The sequence below is a fragment of the Catellatospora vulcania genome (genome assembly GCF_009720385.1).
GTDB classification, from domain to species: Bacteria; Actinomycetota; Actinomycetes; order Mycobacteriales; family Micromonosporaceae; genus Catellatospora; species Catellatospora vulcania.
On the sequence record NZ_WARX01000026.1, the window covers coordinates 57783 to 74954 of the forward strand.

Genomic DNA, 17172 nt, shown 5'->3' on the forward strand with positions numbered 1-17172 from the left:
AACTGCATCATGGACCGCGCTGATTCGCGCAGTTTCCCCGAAACTGCAGAAGCCCGAAATCGCGCGACGAGCGCGGGGGGTCATGACGACGTTCCGGCAAGGCGCAGGAGCAGGGCCTTCACCTCGGTGGCGGCGATACGGTCCGCCGCGGGGCCCGGGTCGGTACAGAGCAGCAGCGGAGCGTCGTCGGCGCCGGGCGGCAGCAGGCCGTGCGAGCCGCGGATCGCGTCCGCGCCCGCGTCCAGGCCGACCACGTTCATCCGGTAGCGCATGCCGAGCTTCTTGCGCACCAGCGCCTTCGCCGCCCGCCCCTTCGCCGAACCCGGACCGGCCGGGTCGAACAGCAGCTCAGCGGGGTCGTAGCCGGGCTTGCGGTGGATCTCCACGTGGGTGGCGAAGTCCGGCGCGCGATCCTCGTCGAGCCAGTAGTAGTAGGTGAACCAGGAGTCCGGCTCGGCCAGCAGCACCAGCTCGCCGGAGCGCTCGTGGTCCAGCCCCTGCCCCGCCTTGCCCGACTCGTCGAGCACCTGGCCGACGCCGGGCAGCTCGGCGCACAGCTTCGCCACCGCGGCGACGTCGGCCGGATCACGCACATAGACGTGGGCGACCTGGTGGTCGGCGACCGCGAAGGCGCGCGAGGTCCACGGGTCCAGGTATTCCATGCCGTCCTGGGTGTGCACGTGCAGCAGCCCGGCGGCGCGCAGCGCCCGGTTGACGTGCACCGGCCGGCTGACCTCGGTGATGCCGTACTCGGAGAGCGCGACGACGGTCGCACCCCGCGCGGCGGCCGCGTCGAGCAACGGGCCCAGGGTCTCGTCCAGCTCGGCGGCGGCGGCCGCGGCCTGCGGCGCGGACGGGCCGAAGCGCTGCAGGTCGTAGTCGAGGTGCGGGACGTAGACCAGGGTCAGGTCCGGGTTGCGGGTGGCCATCACGTGCACCGCGGCCGCGGCGATCCAGGCCGAGGAGGCGATGCCGGCGCCCGGTCCCCAGTAGCTGAACAGCGGGAACGTCGGCAGCTCGTCGTGCAGCTCGGCCGGGATCGTGTAGCAGTCGGGGTCCTTGCGGCCGTCGGCCCGGTAGATCGGGCGGGGCGTGATCGTCCAGTCGACGTCCGCGCCCATGGCGTACCACCAGCAGATGTTGGCCACGGTGTAGCCGGGCCGGTCGCGACGGATCGCGTCCCAGACCCGCTCCCCGCCGACCAGCGCGTGGCTCTGCCGCCACAGCAGCACCTCGCCGAGGTCGCGGAAGTACCAGCCGTTGCCGACGACGCCGTGCCCGGCCGGGGTCTCGCCGGTGAGGAAGGTCGCCTGCACCGAGCAGGTCACCGCGGGCACGACCGGGTCGAGCCGGGCGGTGAACCCGCCGGCGAACGCGGTGCGCAGCCGCGGCATGTGCGCCAGCAGCCGGGGCGTCAGCCCGACCACGTTCAGCACGACGAGTGGCTTGCTCATCACGAGACCCCCAGGGCGGCGAACTGGTCGCGGGCGAAGGCGAGCTCGGCCGCGATGCCCTCGGCCAGCCCGGCGTCGTCGACGGGACGGGCCGACGGCGGCAGCACGTCCCAGGTGTACGTCTCGACCTCGAAGTGGTCGCAGTCGCTGTTGGTCAGCAGCGCCGCCAGGCCCTCGCGCAGCACCGTGGAGCTGGTGCGCAGCGGGTCGAGCGCGGCGGCGTGCAGTGGCGCGTGGAAGTGGATGCGCCACGGGCCGGGCGCGTCGGAGGCCAGGGCCTGCGGCAGGTCGTCGAAGCGCTCGCCGGCCGAGCTGCGGGTCTGGTGCAGGAAGCGCGGTTCGGCGTACGCCGCCAGCACCTCCCGGGCCGCCTCCGGGTCCTCGACCTCCAGGGCCTGTGACACCTGCACCTTGACCACGGCGACCCCGGCGGCCTTGAGCTTGGCGACCGCGTCGACCGGGTCCTCCCAGCCGCAGGCCAGGTGCGCCAGGTCGACGCAGACGCCGAGGTGCTCGCTGGCCACCGCGGACAGCGCCGCGACCGCCTGGTCGGTGGACTCCACCACGCAGCCGGGCTCGGGCTCCAGCGCGACCCGGATCGGGCGCTCGCCCCGGGCCAGGCCCGCGGCCAGCTCGTCGAGCTGCGCCTTGGCGGCCCGGAAGCGGCGGCGGTCCCACGGCTCGCGCCAGGCCAGCGGCAGCGTCGAGATGGAGCCGCGGGCCGCGTCGTCGGGCAGCAGCTCGGCCAGCACCAGGGCAAGATCGAGGGTGTATCGCAGCCGCCGCGGGTCGGTCCAATCCGGCAGGTACACGTCGTGCTTGACCACCGGCGCCTGGAACGCCTGGTAGGGGAAGCCGTTGAGGGTCACCGTCTCCAGCCCGCGCGCGGTCAGCTCACGCCGCAGCTTGCCGCGCAGTTCCGGCTGCTCGGCCAGGGCGCGGGCGACCGGGGCGGCCAGCCACAGCCCGAGCCCGAGCACGTCGACGCCGAGGCGTTCGCGCACCGGCACCGCGAAGCGGTCCAGCTGCGACAGCACCCCGTCGAAGTCCTCCGCGGCGTGCACGTTCGTGCAGTACGCCAGGTGGACCGTCGCGCCGTCGGCGTCGCGCAGCCGCATCACGAACCTCCGCGCAGGATCGAGTTGCCCGCGAAGGTGGCCCCGGTGTCGGCCTCGTCGAGGTCGAGGCGGCCGGACTGGCCGTAGAACTCGACCGGGTTGCGCCACAGCACCCGGTCCACGTCGTCGTCGCTGAACCCGGCGGCCAGCATCGCCTCGCCGGTGCGCAGGGTGAGCAGCGGATCGGACTTGCCCCAGTCGGCGGCGGAGTTGACCAGCATGCGCTCCAGCCCGTACTCGCGCAGGATGGCGACCATCCGGTCCGGCGACATCTTGGTGTCGGGGTAGATGGAGAAGCCCATCCAGCAGCCGCTGCCGGCGACCTCGCCGACGGTCGGCTCGTTCAGGTGGTCGAGCACGACCAGGCCCGGGTCGATGCCGGACTCCTTGACCACGTCGAGGCTGCGCCGGGTTCCGACGACCTTGTCCCGGTGCGGGGTGTGCACCAGCGCGGGCAGGCCGTGCTCGCGGGCCAGCTGCAGCTGCGCCGCGAACACCTCGTCCTCCTCCGGCGTCATCGAGTCGTACCCGGTCTCGCCCACCGCGACCACCCGGTCCTTGGCCAGGTAGCGCGGCAGCACGGCCAGCACCTCGCGGCAGCGCGGGTCGTTGGCCTCCTTCGGGTTCAGCGCGATGGTGCAGTGGTGCGCGATGCCGTACTGGCTCGCCCGGAACGGCTCCCAGCCGATCAGCGCGTCGAAGTAGTCGGTGAACGAACCCGGGTTGGTGCGGGGCTGGCCGAGCCAGAAAGCCGGCTCGACCAGCGCTCGCACACCCGCCGCCGCCATCCGCTCATAGTCGTCGGTGGTGCGCGAGGTCATGTGGATGTGCGGATCGAAGATGCGCATCAATGCAGCCTCTCCAGGAGGTCGACGGCGTCGTCGGGCATGGTGCGGCCGGCCGCCTCACGCTCGCGGCGCAGCGCCGCCAGCATCCGGCCCAGCTCGGCGTCGGCCCGCTGCGCCAGTCCGTCGACGCCGGACAGCGGCAGGCCCATGAACACGCTCTTCAGCACGCCCTGGCGCCATTCGGCGTCGGGCAGGTCCCGGGCGCCGGGGCCGAGCGCGGCGGCCACCAGCCGGGTGTCGTTGCTGCGCAGCGCGTCGCGCAGCAGGTCGGGGTCGGGGCAGGCCAGCAGCACGGCCCGCTTCTCGTCGTTGTCGCCGTAGCGGTACAGCTCGGCGGCTTCGTCCCGGCCCGGGGCCGCCGCGTGCAGCAGGCGCACCCGGGCGTCCTCGGCGGCGGCGCGCCCGACACCGCGGCGGGCCGCGGGCAGCAGCACGGCGATCGCCGCGGGATCGGCCGCCAGCCGGTCCAGCGCGTCGCCGAGCCACTGCGCCGCGCGCAGGAAGCTCAGCGAGCGGGCTGCGACGTCGGGGGCGGCGTGCGAGTGCCGGGGCAGCTCGACGGCGACCAGGCCGCGGTATCCGGTCCCGGCCAGCGCCCGCAGCACCGGCGGGAAGTCGATCTCGCCGTCGCCGAATTCGAGGTGCTCGTGCACGCCCCGGCGCATGTCGTCGATCTGCACGTTGACCAGGTGCGGGCCGGCGATACGCACGCACTCGGCGACGTCTTCGGGCTCGTTGGCGCGGCAGTGCCCGATGTCGAGGGTCAGCTTGAGGTCCGGGCCGACCTGCTCGCGCAGCCGGTCCCAGTCGGCGAGCGTCTCGACCAGCATGCCCGGCTCGGGCTCGAAGCCCGCCGCGACACCGCGCCCGGCGGCGTAGGCGGTCACCTCGGCGCAGCCCTCGACGAGCAGCTGCCAGGCGACCTCGGCGGACACGTGCGTCGGGCGCACGCCCGCCCAGAACGACACCGCCTCGGCGTTGAGACCCGCCGCGATGTCGATCGCGCGCTTGAGGAAGTCGACCCGCCGGGCGGCGTCGTCGTGCAGGAAGGTCGGCGCGTGCTTGCGCCGCGGGTCGAGCAGGTAACGCGCCCCGGTCTCCACGACCACGGCCAGCTCGCGTTCGGCGAGCAGCCGCGCGGTGCGGGCGACCTGGTCTTTGACATCCGGGTCGTAGGGGTCGAGGTGCGCGTGGTCGAGCGTCAGCGCGACGCCCGCGTAGCCCAGCTCGGCGATGACGTCGAGCGCGTCGGCCAGCCGGTGGTTGGCGAAGCCGTTGGTGCCGTAGCCGAAGCGCAGGCTCATGTCGGGGACACCTTCCTCGCGAGCTTGGCCGCGGCCGGGGCGGCGGTCGCGATGGCAGCCCCGACCAGCGGTTTGCCGTGCCGTGCGATGAGCGCGCCCTGCAGTGCGGGCAGCGAGGTGATGCCGGCCCCGACCGCGGCGCGCACCCGGCCCGCGTCGGGGTGGCGCAGCACCTCACGCTGTGCCTTGCCGAAGCGTGTGGCGTACCAGCCGGCCAGCACCGCGGGCAGCCAGCCGCCGCTGCGGCCCGCGGCGTGCGTGGCCACGGCCGCGGTCGCGGTCATGGTCAGCGCGGGCAGCACCCGGTCGGTGCCGCTGACCTCGCGCCGCGACAGCGCGGTGACGGCGTAGGTGTGGGCGGCGACGGCCAGCGCCGGGCGGGCGGCCTTGCGCAGGTCGCCGGTGCTCGCGCCGAGCAGCACGTCCAGTCCCCGGCACAGCGCCATCCCGGCGGGCCCGGCCGGGGAGTTCTTCCACTTCACGTCGTAGGCCCACACCGCCCCCGCGAGCAGCCCCGCGGTGGCCAGGGTGCGCTTGCCGCCGCTGGCCGCGGCCAGGGCCAGCCCGGCGACGGTGAGCCCGCCCGCGATGGCGAGCGCGGCCTCCGGGCTGATCCGCCCGGACGGGATGGGCCGCTCGGGTCGCTCGACGGCGTCGAGTTCGCGGTCGGCCCAGTCGTTGGCGGCCATGCCGCCCCAGTAGAGGCAGACCGAGGCGGCGGCGATGCCGGCGGTGCGCGCGTCCAGCGTGCCCGCGGCGGTCGCGCCCGCGACCGCGTCCCCCGGCACCGACAGCGCCGCCGGTGCGCGCACCAGTTGTGCCAGGTCACGCAGCTTCATGACGGCTCTCCGGCCGGTTCGGCCCGCCCAGTGGGCGCGGCGCCGCCGGGCTGCTCGCCCGGCACGTCCGGGACGTCCCAGCCCTGGACCCATTCGCACAGGTCGACCCATTGCTCGGCGAGGCCGTGCGGGACCTGCCCGATCGGGTCCTTGAAGAAGAAGGCCAGCTCCGGCAGCGGGCCGGACCGGCCTTGGGCGTGGGCGGCGGCGGTGAGCCGGGCCAGGTCCAGCACCAGTGGCGCGGCCAGCGCGGAGTCGCAGCCGTGCCAGGTGAACTCGAGCCGCATCCGGCTGCCGAGGAAGCCGCTGAACGTGATGAGGTCCCAGGCGGTCTTCAGGTCCCCGATGTCAGGCACGTAGTCGATGCGGGTGTGGCCCTCCGGCTCGTAGCCCAGGGTCTCCCGCAGCACCCGCTGCTTGCTGGCGACCTTGGCCGCGTTGGCCTCCGGCCGGGCCAGCGTCGCGCCGTCGCCGCCGCCCAGCAGGTTGGTGCCCGACCAGGAGCGCACGTGCAGGTTGCGCATCGCGAACATGGGCGCGAGCACCGACTTGAGCAGGGTCTCGCCGGTCTTGCCGTCGCTGCCCGCGTACGGCACGCCGTGCCGGGCCGCGAGCTGGTCGAGCGCGGGCAGCCGGGCTCCGGTCGACGGGGTGAAGTCGACGTAGGAGCAGCCCGCCGTGAACGCCGCGTACGCGTAGCGGGCGCTGGGCGGCAGCACCGCTTCGTGGTGCAGGGCTGCGGCGAGCGCGCTCGCGTCGGCGTGCGCCGGGTGGTCGGGCGGGATGGGCTCGGTCGAGGACACGTTGACCACGACGACGCGGGCGAGCCTGTGACGTTCGCGGAAGTCCACGAGATCGGCGGCGATGCGGGTGATGGTGTCGTGCTGGGTCGGCCCGTCGGGGGCTTGGCGCACCTCGGGTTCGACGGTGGCCAGCTCGTCGGCGACGGCGGCGACCACCGCCGCGGGCAGCACGCCGGCCGCGACGAGCGAGTGGGCCTTCTTCACCAGGGCCACACAGGACACGTCGTGGCCGCCGAAGACCAGATCGGACAGGGCCGGTAGCGCCGGGTGGCGCAGCGGGGGCAGTTCGGTGACGCAGCCGATGGGGTCGGCGAGCGAGGCCCGCACCGCCAGCGCGCCGACGATGCTGGTGACCGCGACCGAGCCGCGGGCGCCGACGAGCCAGATTCCAGTACGCACAGGGCCTCCTGTAACGCGTTCGTGGCGGCCATATTAAATCTAGATCTGCAAAAGTTTCTAGATAGAAACCTGTACTTTTTTCTGATCAACCAAAAGTTTCGTGTGAATGAGCAAATCAGAGGGTCGTCGGGCGGAAAGTTGCCGAGGCAGCCTTCCCCTCACCCCGGCATTCCTATAGGATTCGACGTCGATAGATATCGGAGACGAGTTTCGGCGACCGGCTCCGGTTCGCGGGTGAGAACCCGGGAATGCCGTCAACAGGGCGTGCCCGCGCCCCGAGGACGCGTCATGTCTGGTCGCCGAACTTCCGCGTGGCCCCTCGCCCGCGCCGACGGCTGTCCGGACCAGCGCGCCTCACGGCGTCCGCCGGTCCGACCCCGCCCGCCGCGCTACCCTCTTCCAAGGAGCGAGTCACATGCGAAAACGCGTACTGTCCCTGGTCGCCGGACTGGCCACCGTCCTGGCGACGACGCTGTTCGCCCCGGCGACCCCCGCGTCGGCCGCGCCGCTGACCAAGGTGCTGGTCTTCTCCAAGACCGCCGGCTTCCGCCACTCGTCGATCCCCAACGGCATCGCCGCGATCCAGACGCTCGGCAGCGCGAACGGCTTCACGGTGACCGCCACCGAGGACGCCAACCAGTTCACCGCGGCGAACCTGGCCCAGTTCCAGGCCGTCATCTGGCTGTCGACGACGGGCGACGTGCTCAACGCCACCCAGCAGACGGCGTTCCAGAACTACATCGCCGCGGGCGGCGGCTACGTCGGCGTGCACGCCGCCTCCGACACCGAGTACGACTGGCCCTGGTACGGCGGCCTGGTCGGGGCGTACTTCCACTCCCACCCCGCCATCCAGAACGCCCAGCTGCGGGTCGAGCCGCCGGTCAACGCCTCGACGGCGCACCTGCCGGCCACCTGGACGCGCAGCGACGAGTGGTACAACTACCGGTCCAACCCCCGCTCGGCCGTGCGCGTGCTGATGAACCTCAACGAGGGCAGCTACACCGGCGGCAACATGGGCGACCACCCCATCACCTGGTGCCAGAACTACGGCGGCGGCCGGGCCTGGTACACCGGCCTCGGCCACACCGAGGCCAGCTACACCGACAGCAACTTCACCCGCATGCTGCTCGGCGGCATCCAGATCGCCGCCGGGGCGGTCACCGCCGACTGCTCGCCCGGCACGCCCCCGGCACCCGGGGTCAGCCTGCGCGCGCGGGCCAACAACAAGTTCGTCACCGCCCCCAGCGGCGGAGCCGGTGCGCTGATCGCCAGCGCGACCGCCGCGGGCAGCGCCGAGCGGTTCGAGATGATCGACCGGGGCGGCGGCAACATCGCGCTGCGAGCGCTGGTCAACTCGCGTTACGTCTGCGCCGACAACGCGGGCGCGAACCCGCTCATCGCGAATCGGACCGCGATCGGCGGCTGGGAGACCTTCGCGCTGATCCGCAACTCGAACGGTTCGGTGAGTTTGCGGGCCCAGGCGAACGGGAAGTACGTCGTCGCGGAGAACGCCGGCGCGGCGGCACTGATCGCCAACCGGACGGCGATCGGCCCGTGGGAACAGTTCGACCTGGTCAGCCCCTAGTCGGTGGGGGTCAGGCCGCCCGGTGAGACCGGGTGGCCTGGCCCTGTTTGGGATTTGTCACACAACTGTCATCGTTGCCAGGGTTATCTGCGCGCCGGGTGGGGAATTGACGCACTCACCGGCAAGGAGGTACCCAGGTGGAAGACATGGTCCCGGCGACCGCGGCACAGGCAGTGCCGCTGGTCGAGGTGCAGGTGAAGGGCGACCTGGACGCGCAGTCCGCGCCCGAGGTGAACCGCCTTCTCGAACAGGCCCTGGCGCTGCGGCCGCAGCAGATCGTCGTCGACCTCGCCGACTGCGACACGATCGACGGAGCCGGCGTCCTGCTGCTGCTGGACGCCCACCGGCGGGCCGTGCGCGACGGCGGCGCCGTCGCCCTGCGCTCGCCGTCAGAGCGGGCCCGCCGGGTCCTGCGCCTGGCCAAGGTCGACCGGATCATGCAACTGCTGCCGTACGCGGTGGTGGAGCTGGCCCCGGCCGGGCCGGTGGTCGCGTGACAGCCCGCTACGACCTGATCCTGGCCGGCGACCGGGTGCCCACCACCGACCCCGACGACAGCAGCGACCACGTCGACGTCGCGCTGGCGTCGCTGCGCCCGTTCGTCGCCGCGCACGGCGGCGCGTGGGCGGCCGTGCCCGAGGACACCGGCTCACCCGACGCCGACGTGCTGCACGTCGAGGCCGGGGCCGGGGACGCCCGGCTGGGCGCGGGCCTGCTGCGCGCGCTGTACCACCACCAGCCGGCCGAGTTCCCGCCCGGCTGGTTCGAGCCGTACGAGCAGGCCAACACCGCCATCGCCGATGCCGTCGCCGGGTCCGCGGCGCTCGGCGGCACGGTCTGGGTGCACGGGCACCAGCTCCAGCTGCTGCCCCGATTGCTGCGCAAGCGGCGGCCCGACCTCGCCACCGCCGTGCACCTGCACAGCGCCTTCCCGCCCGCGGAGTCGTTCGCCCGGCTGCCCGAGCATCGTGAGCTGCTGTCCGGCCTGCTCGGCGCCGACGTCATCGCGCTGCCGCACCACCGCGCGGTGGACAACCTGCTCGACCTCGCCGGCCGCGTGCACGGGCTGCCCGTGCGCGACAACCAGATCGCCGTCGGCAACCACCGGGTGCGGGTGCTGGCCTGCGCGCTGCCCGCCGACACCGACGGCATGCGGCGGCTGGCCCGGCTGCCGCAGGTGCGCGAGCGCGCCTCGGAGGTCCGCGCCGCGCTGCGGGTCGGTGGACCGGTGCTGCTGTCGATCGCGGGCTGGGACCCGTCCGAGGCCGTCGAGCAGCGTCTGCACGCCTTCGAGCGCTTCCTCGCCGAGCACCGGCCCGAGCCCGCCACGGTCGCGCTCCTGCACGTGGCGTACGGCGACCCGCACACCCCCGACGAGCTGGAGCAGCGGGAAAGGGTCGACCGCCTGATCGCGAAGATCAACGGTACGCACGCCAACGTGGGCCAGGCCGTCGTGCACTACGTACGCGACAACCCCGACCGGCGCGAGCTCGCGGCGCTGTACCTGGCCTGCGACGGCCTGCTGGCCACCCCGGTGCACCACGGCACCGTCAACCCGGCGCACGAGTTCGTCGCGGCGCGCGGCGAGCTGGGCGCGACCGTCGTGCTCAGCGAGCTGACCAGCGACGCCGCGGACGTGCCTGGGGCGATCGTGGTCAACCCGCACGACACCGCCGCCTACGCCGAGGGCATCGCGACGGCCGTGGGCCTGTGCGGTCCCACCCCGCAGGTCCGTCCGGCGCCCGCCGAACACGGCCTGGACAGCTGGGCTCGGCACGTGCTCGCCGTGGTGCGCGCGCGTGCCTCGGTGGCCCCCGCCCCGGCGGCCGTACGCCCGCGGCGGGTGCCCGCCACACCCGGACACACCCGCCCAGCCGTCGCGGAACGCGCCGAGCATCTGGGCACGGCACCGGGCGGCACGCCCGGACGCACCGCGTCCCGGCCGGGACGGCCGTGAGCCGGACGCTGTGACGTGAAGTCCGCCGTCCAGTGCAGACCCTGGACGGCGGGCGGCAACGGGAAGGAAAGCAGAGCCACCGTGACACCGATGCTCGACCAGTCGCAGCTGCTGCGCCGTGCGCACGGCTCCATGCTGATGGCGGCCCGCGCCGACCTGCTGGCCGCACCGCTGCACGACGCCACCATGCCGGATCCGGCCCAGGTCGAGGCGGTGCTGCGGGCCGGGCGCGGCAGGCAGCCGCAGCCCAGCGCGGCCGCGACCCAGCTGCTGATCCTCGCCGAGCACCTGGGCCGGTACGCGGGCCGGGTGCACGACGACGTGCTCGCCCTCGAACTGGCCCGGGAGTGGCCGGCGGACCGGCCCGAGCTGGCCGACACCGGCACGGCGCGGGTGCTGTCCGCGGTGCGCCGCGGCCTGCGCTGGTCGCAGGTGGCCCCGACGGTCCACGACGGACAGGGCAGCTTCGGCAGTGTCGCCGCGGTGCGGGCGGGGGCGGTGGGACTGCTGCCCGACGCGGGCATGGGCACGGTCGCCGCGCTGGCCCGCCGCACCGCCGGGATCACGCACACGCACCCGCTGGCCCGCGACGCGGCCGCCGCGACCGCCACCGCGGTGGCCCTGGCGGCGCGCGGGCAGCCGCTGGCCGCCGCCGACAAGTACCACTTCCTCGACCTGGTCGCCGCGCAGCTGCGTACCAGCGAATTCAGGTCCGCGCTCGGCCAGGTGCAGACGCTGGTCCGGCACCGCAGCGCCCCGGCCGACGCGGCCGCCACCGTCGGTTCGGGACGCACCGCGCTGCGCTGCGTGCCCGCCGCCCTGACGGCGTTCCTGCGCCACCCCGACGACCCGGTCGCCGCCATCCGGTACGCGATGATGATGGGCGGGCAGGCCCGGACCGTGGCGACGATCGTCGGCGCGGTCTGCGGAGCCCGCCACCCGGGGCACAGCCTGGCCGTGGCGGCCCGGCCCGACGTCACCCGCGGGCTGCGCATCCACGCCGCCGCTGCGGCGCTGGCCCGGCTGGCGACCGGCCGCCGACCCGCCGGGCTGCGGCGGGGCCGGCCCGAAGCCGGCCCCGTCCCGCAGCTCAGCCCCAGTTCTGGCCGGCGGGCTGGCGGGTGACCGCGTTGATCCGGTTGAAGAAGTTGGTCGTCGCGATCCACAGCACCAGCGAGGCGAGCTCGGCCTCACCGAAGTGCTTGGCGGCCGCCTCCCAGACCTGGTCCGGCACCGCGTCGCCCTTGTCCGCCAGCCGGGTGGCGTGCTCGGCGAGATCGAGCGCGGCGCGCTCGGCCTCGGTGAAGTAGTCGGTCTCGCGCCACGCCGCGACCGAGAACAGCCGCTCGTCGGTCTCGCCGGCCTGGCGCATGCCGCGGGCGCCGGAGTCGACGCACGCGCTGCAGCCGTTGATCTGGCTGGCCCGCAGGTGCACCAGGTCCAGTGTCGACTTGGCCAGGCCCGCGGAGTGGGCGGCCTTGTAGATCAGGTTGATGCCCTTCACCGCGTCGGGCAGCAGGGCGGCGGGGTTGGTCATACGAGCCTGCATGGTGTCCTCCAATAGGATCTTGATAGCGCCGGACCTGTCACATCGGCCCGATCTCGTTCGTCATCGGTATGACGGGCCGCTTTCCGAAGATGTGACAGATGTGGCCTGGATCACGATTCGGGGAGGTATGTGCGACATGCACGATCAGGACCGGCTGGCGGAACGCTTCGAGCAGGACCGGGGACGGCTGCGCGCGGTGGCGCTGCGGATGCTCGGCTCCTCGGCCGAGGCCGACGACGCCGTACAGGAGGCCTGGCTGCGGCTGAGCCGCACCGACGTCGCCGAGGTCGGCAACCTCAGCGGCTGGCTGACCACCGTAGTCGGCCGGATCTGCCTGGACATGCTGCGCTCGCGCAGCACCCGCCGCGAGGACCTGCTCGACGACACCGCCGACGCCGACCTGCCCCCGCTCGGGGCCACGTCCACCGGAGCCGACCCCGAGCAGGAGGCGGTGCTGGCCGACTCGGTCGGGCTCGCGCTGCTGGTCGTGCTCGACACGCTCACCCCCGCCGAGCGGCTGGCGTTCGTGCTGCACGACATGTTCGCCGTGCCGTTCGACGAGCTCGCCCCGGTCATCGGCAAGTCCCCCGACGCGGCCCGGCAGCTGGCCAGCCGCGCCCGCCGCCGGGTGCAGGGGCAGGCCCCGGCCGGCGAGGTCGACCAGGCCCGCCGACGCGAGGTCGTCGAGGCGTTCCTGTCCGCCGCCCGCGAGGGCCGCTTCGAGGCGCTGCTCGTCGCACTCGACCCCGACGTGGTGATGCGCGCCGACGCGACCGCCGTGTCCTACGGCTCCAAGGGCGAACTGCGCGGCGCGGACACGGTCGCCGGCTACTGGAACGGCCAGGCCGCCGAGGCGCGCACGGCACTGGTCGACGGCGTCGTCAACGCGGTCTGGGCACCGCGCGGCAAGGTGCGCGTGGTGCTGGCCTTCACCGTCGTCGACGGCCGCATCGCCGCCATCGACCTCACCGCCGACAAGGACCGCCTCGCCGACCTGGACGTGTCGCTGCTCTGACGACCCGCTCAGCCCTGCCATGATCGCTGTTTCGTGTCAAAACGTGTGGTCGGACCGCATATTTCGACACCAGACAGCGATCATGGCAGGACTGGACAGCCACCCCGCTGAACACGCCCCGGCTGCTGCGGCCACCCCCGCTAGGCTCCGCATCGCGGCGATTCACAGGAGGACAATCATGGCTCGGACCACCCCGCCCCGGCCGGTCGACATCGCTGCTGTTTTTCCGGAGCTGCGGGATCATGTGGGTGCCACCACCCGGCTGCATCCCCGCCCCGGCATGCCGACCGTGCATGACAGCTCCGCCGGCGGCCCGCTGCTGTGGCCGGCCGACGAGCCCTGGCCGCACTGCGCGGACGGCCACGACTACCTGTTCCAGCCGCACCGGCCGGAGACCGTACGGCAATGGCGGCGGATCCTGGGCGCGGCCTGGGGCCGCACCCGCCGCGGCGAGCAGCTGCAGCTCACCGAGCAGGAACGCGCCGAGCTGCCCGACCTGGACGACTGCGCCCCCGCCGAACTCGCCGAGCAGCCGATCGCGATGGTCCCCGTCCTTCAGCTGTATCGGCGGGACGCGCCGGGTTTCCTCGGCCCGGACGACACCGACCTGCTCCAGGTGCTGTGGTGTCCGCTGGATCACGGCGAACTCGGCTACAACCCCCGGGTGCTGCCGGTGTGGCGGCGCGCCGCCGACGTCGGCATGGTGCTGTCCGTGCCGCCCGAGCCCCTCATCATCTCGGACTCGTACCTGCCCGAACCCTGCCTCCTGCACCCCGAGCAGGTACGCGAGTACGAGTACGGCGGCCTCCTGCCGCAGGAGCTGGACGAGCGCATCCAGCAGTGGGAGGAGGAGCAGGAGGAACGCTGCTCCGACGGCGAGCCCGCGTACTCGTACCAGTTCGACCTGTCCATCGCCCCGGGATGGAAGCTCGGCGGCTTCGCCTCATGGCATCTCACCGATCCCCACCCGATGGACTGCGCCGAGTGCGGCGAACCGATGCGGTTGCTGTTGACGATCGCCGGCGACGAGTGGGACGGCGGCTCGGGCAGCTGGCGGCCGGCGGAGGACGCCGAACCCGGCGAGTTCCATTCGCTGCACAGCGACAACAGCCCGACAGCGGTGTCGATCGGCCGCGGCTACTCCCTGTGGATCTTCTACTGTCCGGTCTCCTTCGGCCACCCGCATGGAACCGCCATGCAGTAGGGCCGATCAGGCCTCGTCGCGCAGGCGGGCGATCTCGGTCAGCAGGTAGCGCAGCTCCGGGGCGCTGGATGTGCCGACCGCCGCGGCGCGCAGCTGCTCGATCGCGCCCGGGCGGTCGCCGGCCATCTCCAGCAGGTGGCCGCGCACGGCGGCCAGCCGGTGGTGGCCGGGCAGCCGCTCGTCGAGGGTGTCCAGCACCTTCAGGCCCGCCTGCGGGCCGTCGACCATGGCCAGGGCCACCGCGCGGTTCAGGGTGACCATCGGGTTGGGCTGGATGCGTTCGAGCACGCCGTACAGGGCGAGGATCTGCGGCCAGTCGGTCTCGTTCGCCGTGGCCGCCTCGTCGTGCACCGCCGCGATCGCGGCCTGCAACTGGTACGGCCCCACGGCCTGCTGCTTCAACGCCGCGCTGATCAGGTCGACGCCCTCGGCGACCGCCGCCCGGTTCCAGCGGGCGCGGTCCTGCTCGGGCAGCGGGATCAGCTCCCCGTGCGGGCCGGTGCGCGCGTCGCGCCGGGCGTCGTTGAGCAGCATCAGCGCCAGCAGACCGGTGACCTCGGGCTCGTGCGGCAGCAACCGGTGCACCTCGCGGGCGAGCCGGATGGCCTCCTTGGACAGGTCGGTACGCACCAGCTCGCCGCCGCCGCTGCTCGCGTACCCCTCACTGAAGATCAGGTAGAGCACGTGCAGCACGGCGTCGAGCCGGGGCCGCCAGTCCGCGCCCGACGGCAGCCGGAACGGCTCGCCGGAGGCGTGGATGCGCTGCTTGGCGCGGCTGATCCGCTGGCCCATGGTGGACTCGGGGACCAGGAACGCGGCGGCGATCTCGGCGGTGGTCAGGCCGCCGACCGCGCGCAGCGTCAACGCGATCGCCGACGGGGGCGTCAGCGCGGCGTGGGTGCACATGAACAGCAGCTGCAGGGTGTCGTCACGGTCCGCCGCGCTCTCGTCGGCCGCGGCCGCCGCCACGGGCTCCCAGTCCTGCTCCTCCCGGCGGCGTCGGGCGTCGTCGCCGCGCCACATGTTGATCAGCCGCCGGGACGCGGTGGCGATGAGCCACGCCTCGGGGCTGTCCGGCAGCCCTTCGACGGGCCAGTGCAGGTGCGCGGCGAGCAGGGCCTCCTGCACGGCGTCCTCGGCGGTGTCGAAGTCGCGGTACTTGCGCGCGACCACGGCGAGGACCCGCGGCGCGAGGGCGCGCAGCAGGTCCTCGATCGACCGGTCGGTCATCGCGGATCAGGCGTCGGCCTGCGGCGGGCCCACGATCGGGCGCACCTCGATCGGGATGCCGAGCGGCTGGCCGTCCTTGCCGGGCGCGGACGACGCCTTGGCCGCGATCTCGTACGCCCGCTCCGGGCCGGCGCAGTCGACGATCCAGAAGCCGATCAGGAACTCCTTGGCCTCCGGGAACGGGCCGTCGGTGACCGCGGGCGCGCCCTTGCCGTCGTGGCGGACGATGCGGGCCTGGTCGGGGAAGGTGAGGCCCTCGTTGAAGACCATCTCGCCGCCCTCGCGCAGCTCGCGGTCGAAGTCGTGCTGGAACTCGATGTGCCGCTTCACGTCCTGCTGCGACCAGTTCATGATGCCCTCGGTGGCGTCCTGACCCGTGTGCATCATGATCATGTACTTCATCTCGGTTCTCCTCCTGGCGATCCGTGGTGGCGGCGGCCGCCTGTCGGGCCTGTCCCGCCACCCTCTCACCGGGTAGACACCGCCGGCCGCGCGCCTTCGACATCCGCGCCGCACATTTCTCAAGATTTTTTCTGGAAGGGCGAACGACCTGCTCCGGGCATGGTCAGGGGCTCCGTTCCATGGAACGGAGCCCCTGGGTGCGCGCCCTGCCTCAGTCCGGCCAGCTGCCGGTGAGCGCCTTGACGCCGTGCGCGCCGCCACGGTCGACCGCGGCCTTGACCAGTCCGAAGACCGCGCCCTGCAGCGCCGCGGCGAGCAGGATCTCGGCCCATCCCTTCGTCGGGTCGGTGGCGTGCGGCGCCTCGCGCTTACCTGACGCGATCCGCCAGATCTGCTTGAACGCCACCCCGGCGACGGCACCGGCCACGGCGCCGCTCACCATTCCGATCGGCTTGTAGACCAGCTTCTGCGTGTTCATGGCAGGCCCATACCCGCTTCAGGCGAGCCGTACCGCCAGCTTGCCGACGCTGCCCGCGGCGAAGTCGGCGAAGGCTTGCGGCACCTCGTCGAGCTGGTAGGTGCGCTGCACCGGCACCTCCAACCGGCCCGCCGCCACCTGGGCGGCCAGGTGCTCCAGGCCGGCCGGGTCGAGGTCGGCGTTGACCGACAGCGCGACCACGTCGTGCACACCCATCTGGTCCTGGCCGATGCCGAGCAGCGAGGCGAACCGGCCGCCCGGAGCGATCAGCTCGGCCAGCGCGAACGGGTCGCCTGCCAGGTGCACCGCCGCCTTGACGCCGCCCGGGGCGATCGCGGCGACCTGCCCGATGACGTCGCCGGTGCGGTCGATGACGTAGTGCGCGCCGAGGCGGCGTACCAGCCGGGTGCCCTCGCCGGGATCGGCGGTCGCCAGCACGACGGCTCCGCGCGCGGCGGCGAGCTGCACCACGAGGCTGCCGACGCCGCCGGTCGCACCCATGATCAGCACGGTCTCGCCGGGCAACGGCGCGATCGCGTCGACGACCGTGGCGGCGGCCGCGCCGGCCAGGCCCAGCGCGCCGGCGGTGGTGAGGTCGAGTCCGTCTGGCACCCGGGCGAGGCTCGTGGACGGCACCACCACGTACTCACCGAAACCGCCCGCCTGCAGCGGGAATGTCAGCACGACGCCGAAGACGGCGTCGCCGGTGGCGAAGCCCTCGACCCCGTCGCCGAGCTGGTCGACGGCGCCGGCGAAGTCGCGGCCGAGCACCACCGGGAAGCGGTGCTCCATGAACGCCGCCATGTGACCGCTGATCACCGCGGTGTCGAACCCGTTGAGCGAGGACGCGGAGACCTTGACCCGCACCTCGCCCGGCCCGGCCGACGGCGTCGGCACGTCCGCCAGCTTCGCCGCCGCGCCCAGTTCCGCGCTGATGATCGCGCGCATATGTACTCCTCACCTGGTGTCCATGATGGAATACGCGCG

At 73.4% G+C, this 17172-nt stretch carries 17 protein-coding genes; 6 read left to right on the forward strand and 11 right to left on the reverse strand.

Annotation, left to right across the window (positions count from 1 at the left end; translation table 11 throughout):
• Nucleotides 1-80: 80 nt before the first annotated feature.
• The 6 genes from F6W97_RS35770 to F6W97_RS35795 are packed head-to-tail and all read right to left on the reverse strand — an operon-like array spanning nt 81 to nt 6765.
• Nucleotides 81-1454, reverse strand: a complete 1374-nt coding sequence (locus tag F6W97_RS35770; protein ID WP_155375005.1) for a nucleotide pyrophosphatase/phosphodiesterase family protein — start codon at nt 1452-1454, stop codon at nt 81-83.
• Nucleotides 1454-2572, reverse strand: coding sequence for a metabolite traffic protein EboE (gene eboE, locus F6W97_RS35775; protein WP_155375006.1), 1119 nt, complete (start codon nt 2570-2572; stop codon nt 1454-1456). The genes F6W97_RS35770 and eboE overlap by 1 nt, the downstream gene beginning before the upstream one ends.
• Nucleotides 2572-3420: a TatD family hydrolase gene (locus F6W97_RS35780; protein WP_155375007.1), complete on the reverse strand. Its 849-nt coding sequence runs from the start codon at nt 3418-3420 to the stop codon at nt 2572-2574. Before F6W97_RS35780 ends, eboE begins: the two co-directional genes overlap by 1 nt.
• Complete coding sequence (locus F6W97_RS35785) at nt 3420-4724, reverse strand: TIM barrel protein (RefSeq protein WP_155375008.1); 1305 nt, start codon at nt 4722-4724, stop codon at nt 3420-3422. Before F6W97_RS35785 ends, F6W97_RS35780 begins: the two co-directional genes overlap by 1 nt.
• Nucleotides 4721-5563 carry an SCO3242 family prenyltransferase gene (locus F6W97_RS35790; RefSeq protein ID WP_155375009.1) on the reverse strand — a complete coding sequence of 281 codons (843 nt, stop codon included), beginning with the start codon at nt 5561-5563 and terminating at the stop codon, nt 4721-4723. The genes F6W97_RS35785 and F6W97_RS35790 overlap by 4 nt, the downstream gene beginning before the upstream one ends.
• Nucleotides 5560-6765, reverse strand: coding sequence for an inositol-3-phosphate synthase (locus tag F6W97_RS35795; RefSeq protein WP_155375010.1), 1206 nt, complete (start codon nt 6763-6765; stop codon nt 5560-5562). Before F6W97_RS35795 ends, F6W97_RS35790 begins: the two co-directional genes overlap by 4 nt.
• A 415-nt stretch (nt 6766-7180) precedes the next feature.
• On the opposite strand from F6W97_RS35795, the gene F6W97_RS35800 reads away from it, so the two are divergent.
• The 4 genes from F6W97_RS35800 to F6W97_RS35815 all read left to right on the forward strand — a co-directional run bounded on the left by F6W97_RS35800 (nt 7181) and on the right by F6W97_RS35815 (nt 11432).
• Nucleotides 7181-8350 (forward strand): ThuA domain-containing protein, encoded by a 1170-nt coding sequence (locus F6W97_RS35800; protein ID WP_155375011.1) that lies wholly within the window; start codon nt 7181-7183, stop codon nt 8348-8350.
• A 146-nt stretch (nt 8351-8496) separates the two neighbouring features.
• A complete protein-coding gene (locus F6W97_RS35805; protein WP_230687267.1) occupies nt 8497-8847 on the forward strand; it encodes an STAS domain-containing protein in 351 nt (116 codons plus the stop codon).
• Nucleotides 8844-10307 carry a trehalose-6-phosphate synthase gene (locus F6W97_RS35810; protein WP_155375013.1) on the forward strand — a complete coding sequence of 488 codons (1464 nt, stop codon included), beginning with the start codon at nt 8844-8846 and terminating at the stop codon, nt 10305-10307. Before F6W97_RS35805 ends, F6W97_RS35810 begins: the two co-directional genes overlap by 4 nt.
• Before the next feature lie 90 nt (nt 10308-10397).
• Nucleotides 10398-11432 (forward strand): ADP-ribosylglycohydrolase family protein, encoded by a 1035-nt coding sequence (locus tag F6W97_RS35815; RefSeq protein WP_155375014.1) that lies wholly within the window; start codon nt 10398-10400, stop codon nt 11430-11432.
• Here F6W97_RS35815 and F6W97_RS35820 read toward each other — a convergent pair.
• The gene (locus F6W97_RS35820) at nt 11398-11856 is read right to left on the reverse strand and encodes a carboxymuconolactone decarboxylase family protein (protein ID WP_155375015.1); all 459 of its coding nucleotides are present in this window, start codon (nt 11854-11856) and stop codon (nt 11398-11400) included. The two genes, F6W97_RS35815 and F6W97_RS35820, sit on opposite strands and share 35 nt — an antisense overlap.
• Nucleotides 11857-11992: 136 nt before the next feature.
• Between F6W97_RS35820 and F6W97_RS35825 the strand changes: the two genes are divergently transcribed.
• Nucleotides 11993-12871, forward strand: a complete 879-nt coding sequence (locus F6W97_RS35825; protein ID WP_155375016.1) for a sigma-70 family RNA polymerase sigma factor — start codon at nt 11993-11995, stop codon at nt 12869-12871.
• Nucleotides 12872-13049: 178 nt separating this feature from the next.
• Nucleotides 13050-14075, forward strand: a complete 1026-nt coding sequence (locus F6W97_RS35830) for a hypothetical protein (protein WP_155375017.1) — start codon at nt 13050-13052, stop codon at nt 14073-14075.
• Between the two features lie 6 nt (nt 14076-14081).
• Here the strand turns inward: F6W97_RS35830 and F6W97_RS35835 are convergent, their stop codons facing one another.
• The 4 genes from F6W97_RS35835 to F6W97_RS35850 all read right to left on the reverse strand — a co-directional run bounded on the left by F6W97_RS35835 (nt 14082) and on the right by F6W97_RS35850 (nt 17133).
• Complete coding sequence (locus F6W97_RS35835; protein WP_155375018.1) at nt 14082-15305, reverse strand: RNA polymerase sigma factor; 1224 nt, start codon at nt 15303-15305, stop codon at nt 14082-14084.
• Between the two features lie 6 nt (nt 15306-15311).
• On the reverse strand, nt 15312-15707 hold the full coding sequence (locus F6W97_RS35840; RefSeq protein WP_155375019.1) for a YciI family protein: 396 nt from the start codon (nt 15705-15707) through the stop codon (nt 15312-15314).
• A gap of 211 nt (nt 15708-15918) precedes the next feature.
• Nucleotides 15919-16185, reverse strand: a complete 267-nt coding sequence (locus F6W97_RS35845) for a DUF4235 domain-containing protein (RefSeq protein WP_155375020.1) — start codon at nt 16183-16185, stop codon at nt 15919-15921.
• Nucleotides 16186-16203: 18 nt separating this feature from the next.
• The gene (locus F6W97_RS35850) at nt 16204-17133 is read right to left on the reverse strand and encodes an NADP-dependent oxidoreductase (protein WP_155375021.1); all 930 of its coding nucleotides are present in this window, start codon (nt 17131-17133) and stop codon (nt 16204-16206) included.
• Nucleotides 17134-17172: the final 39 nt, after the last annotated feature.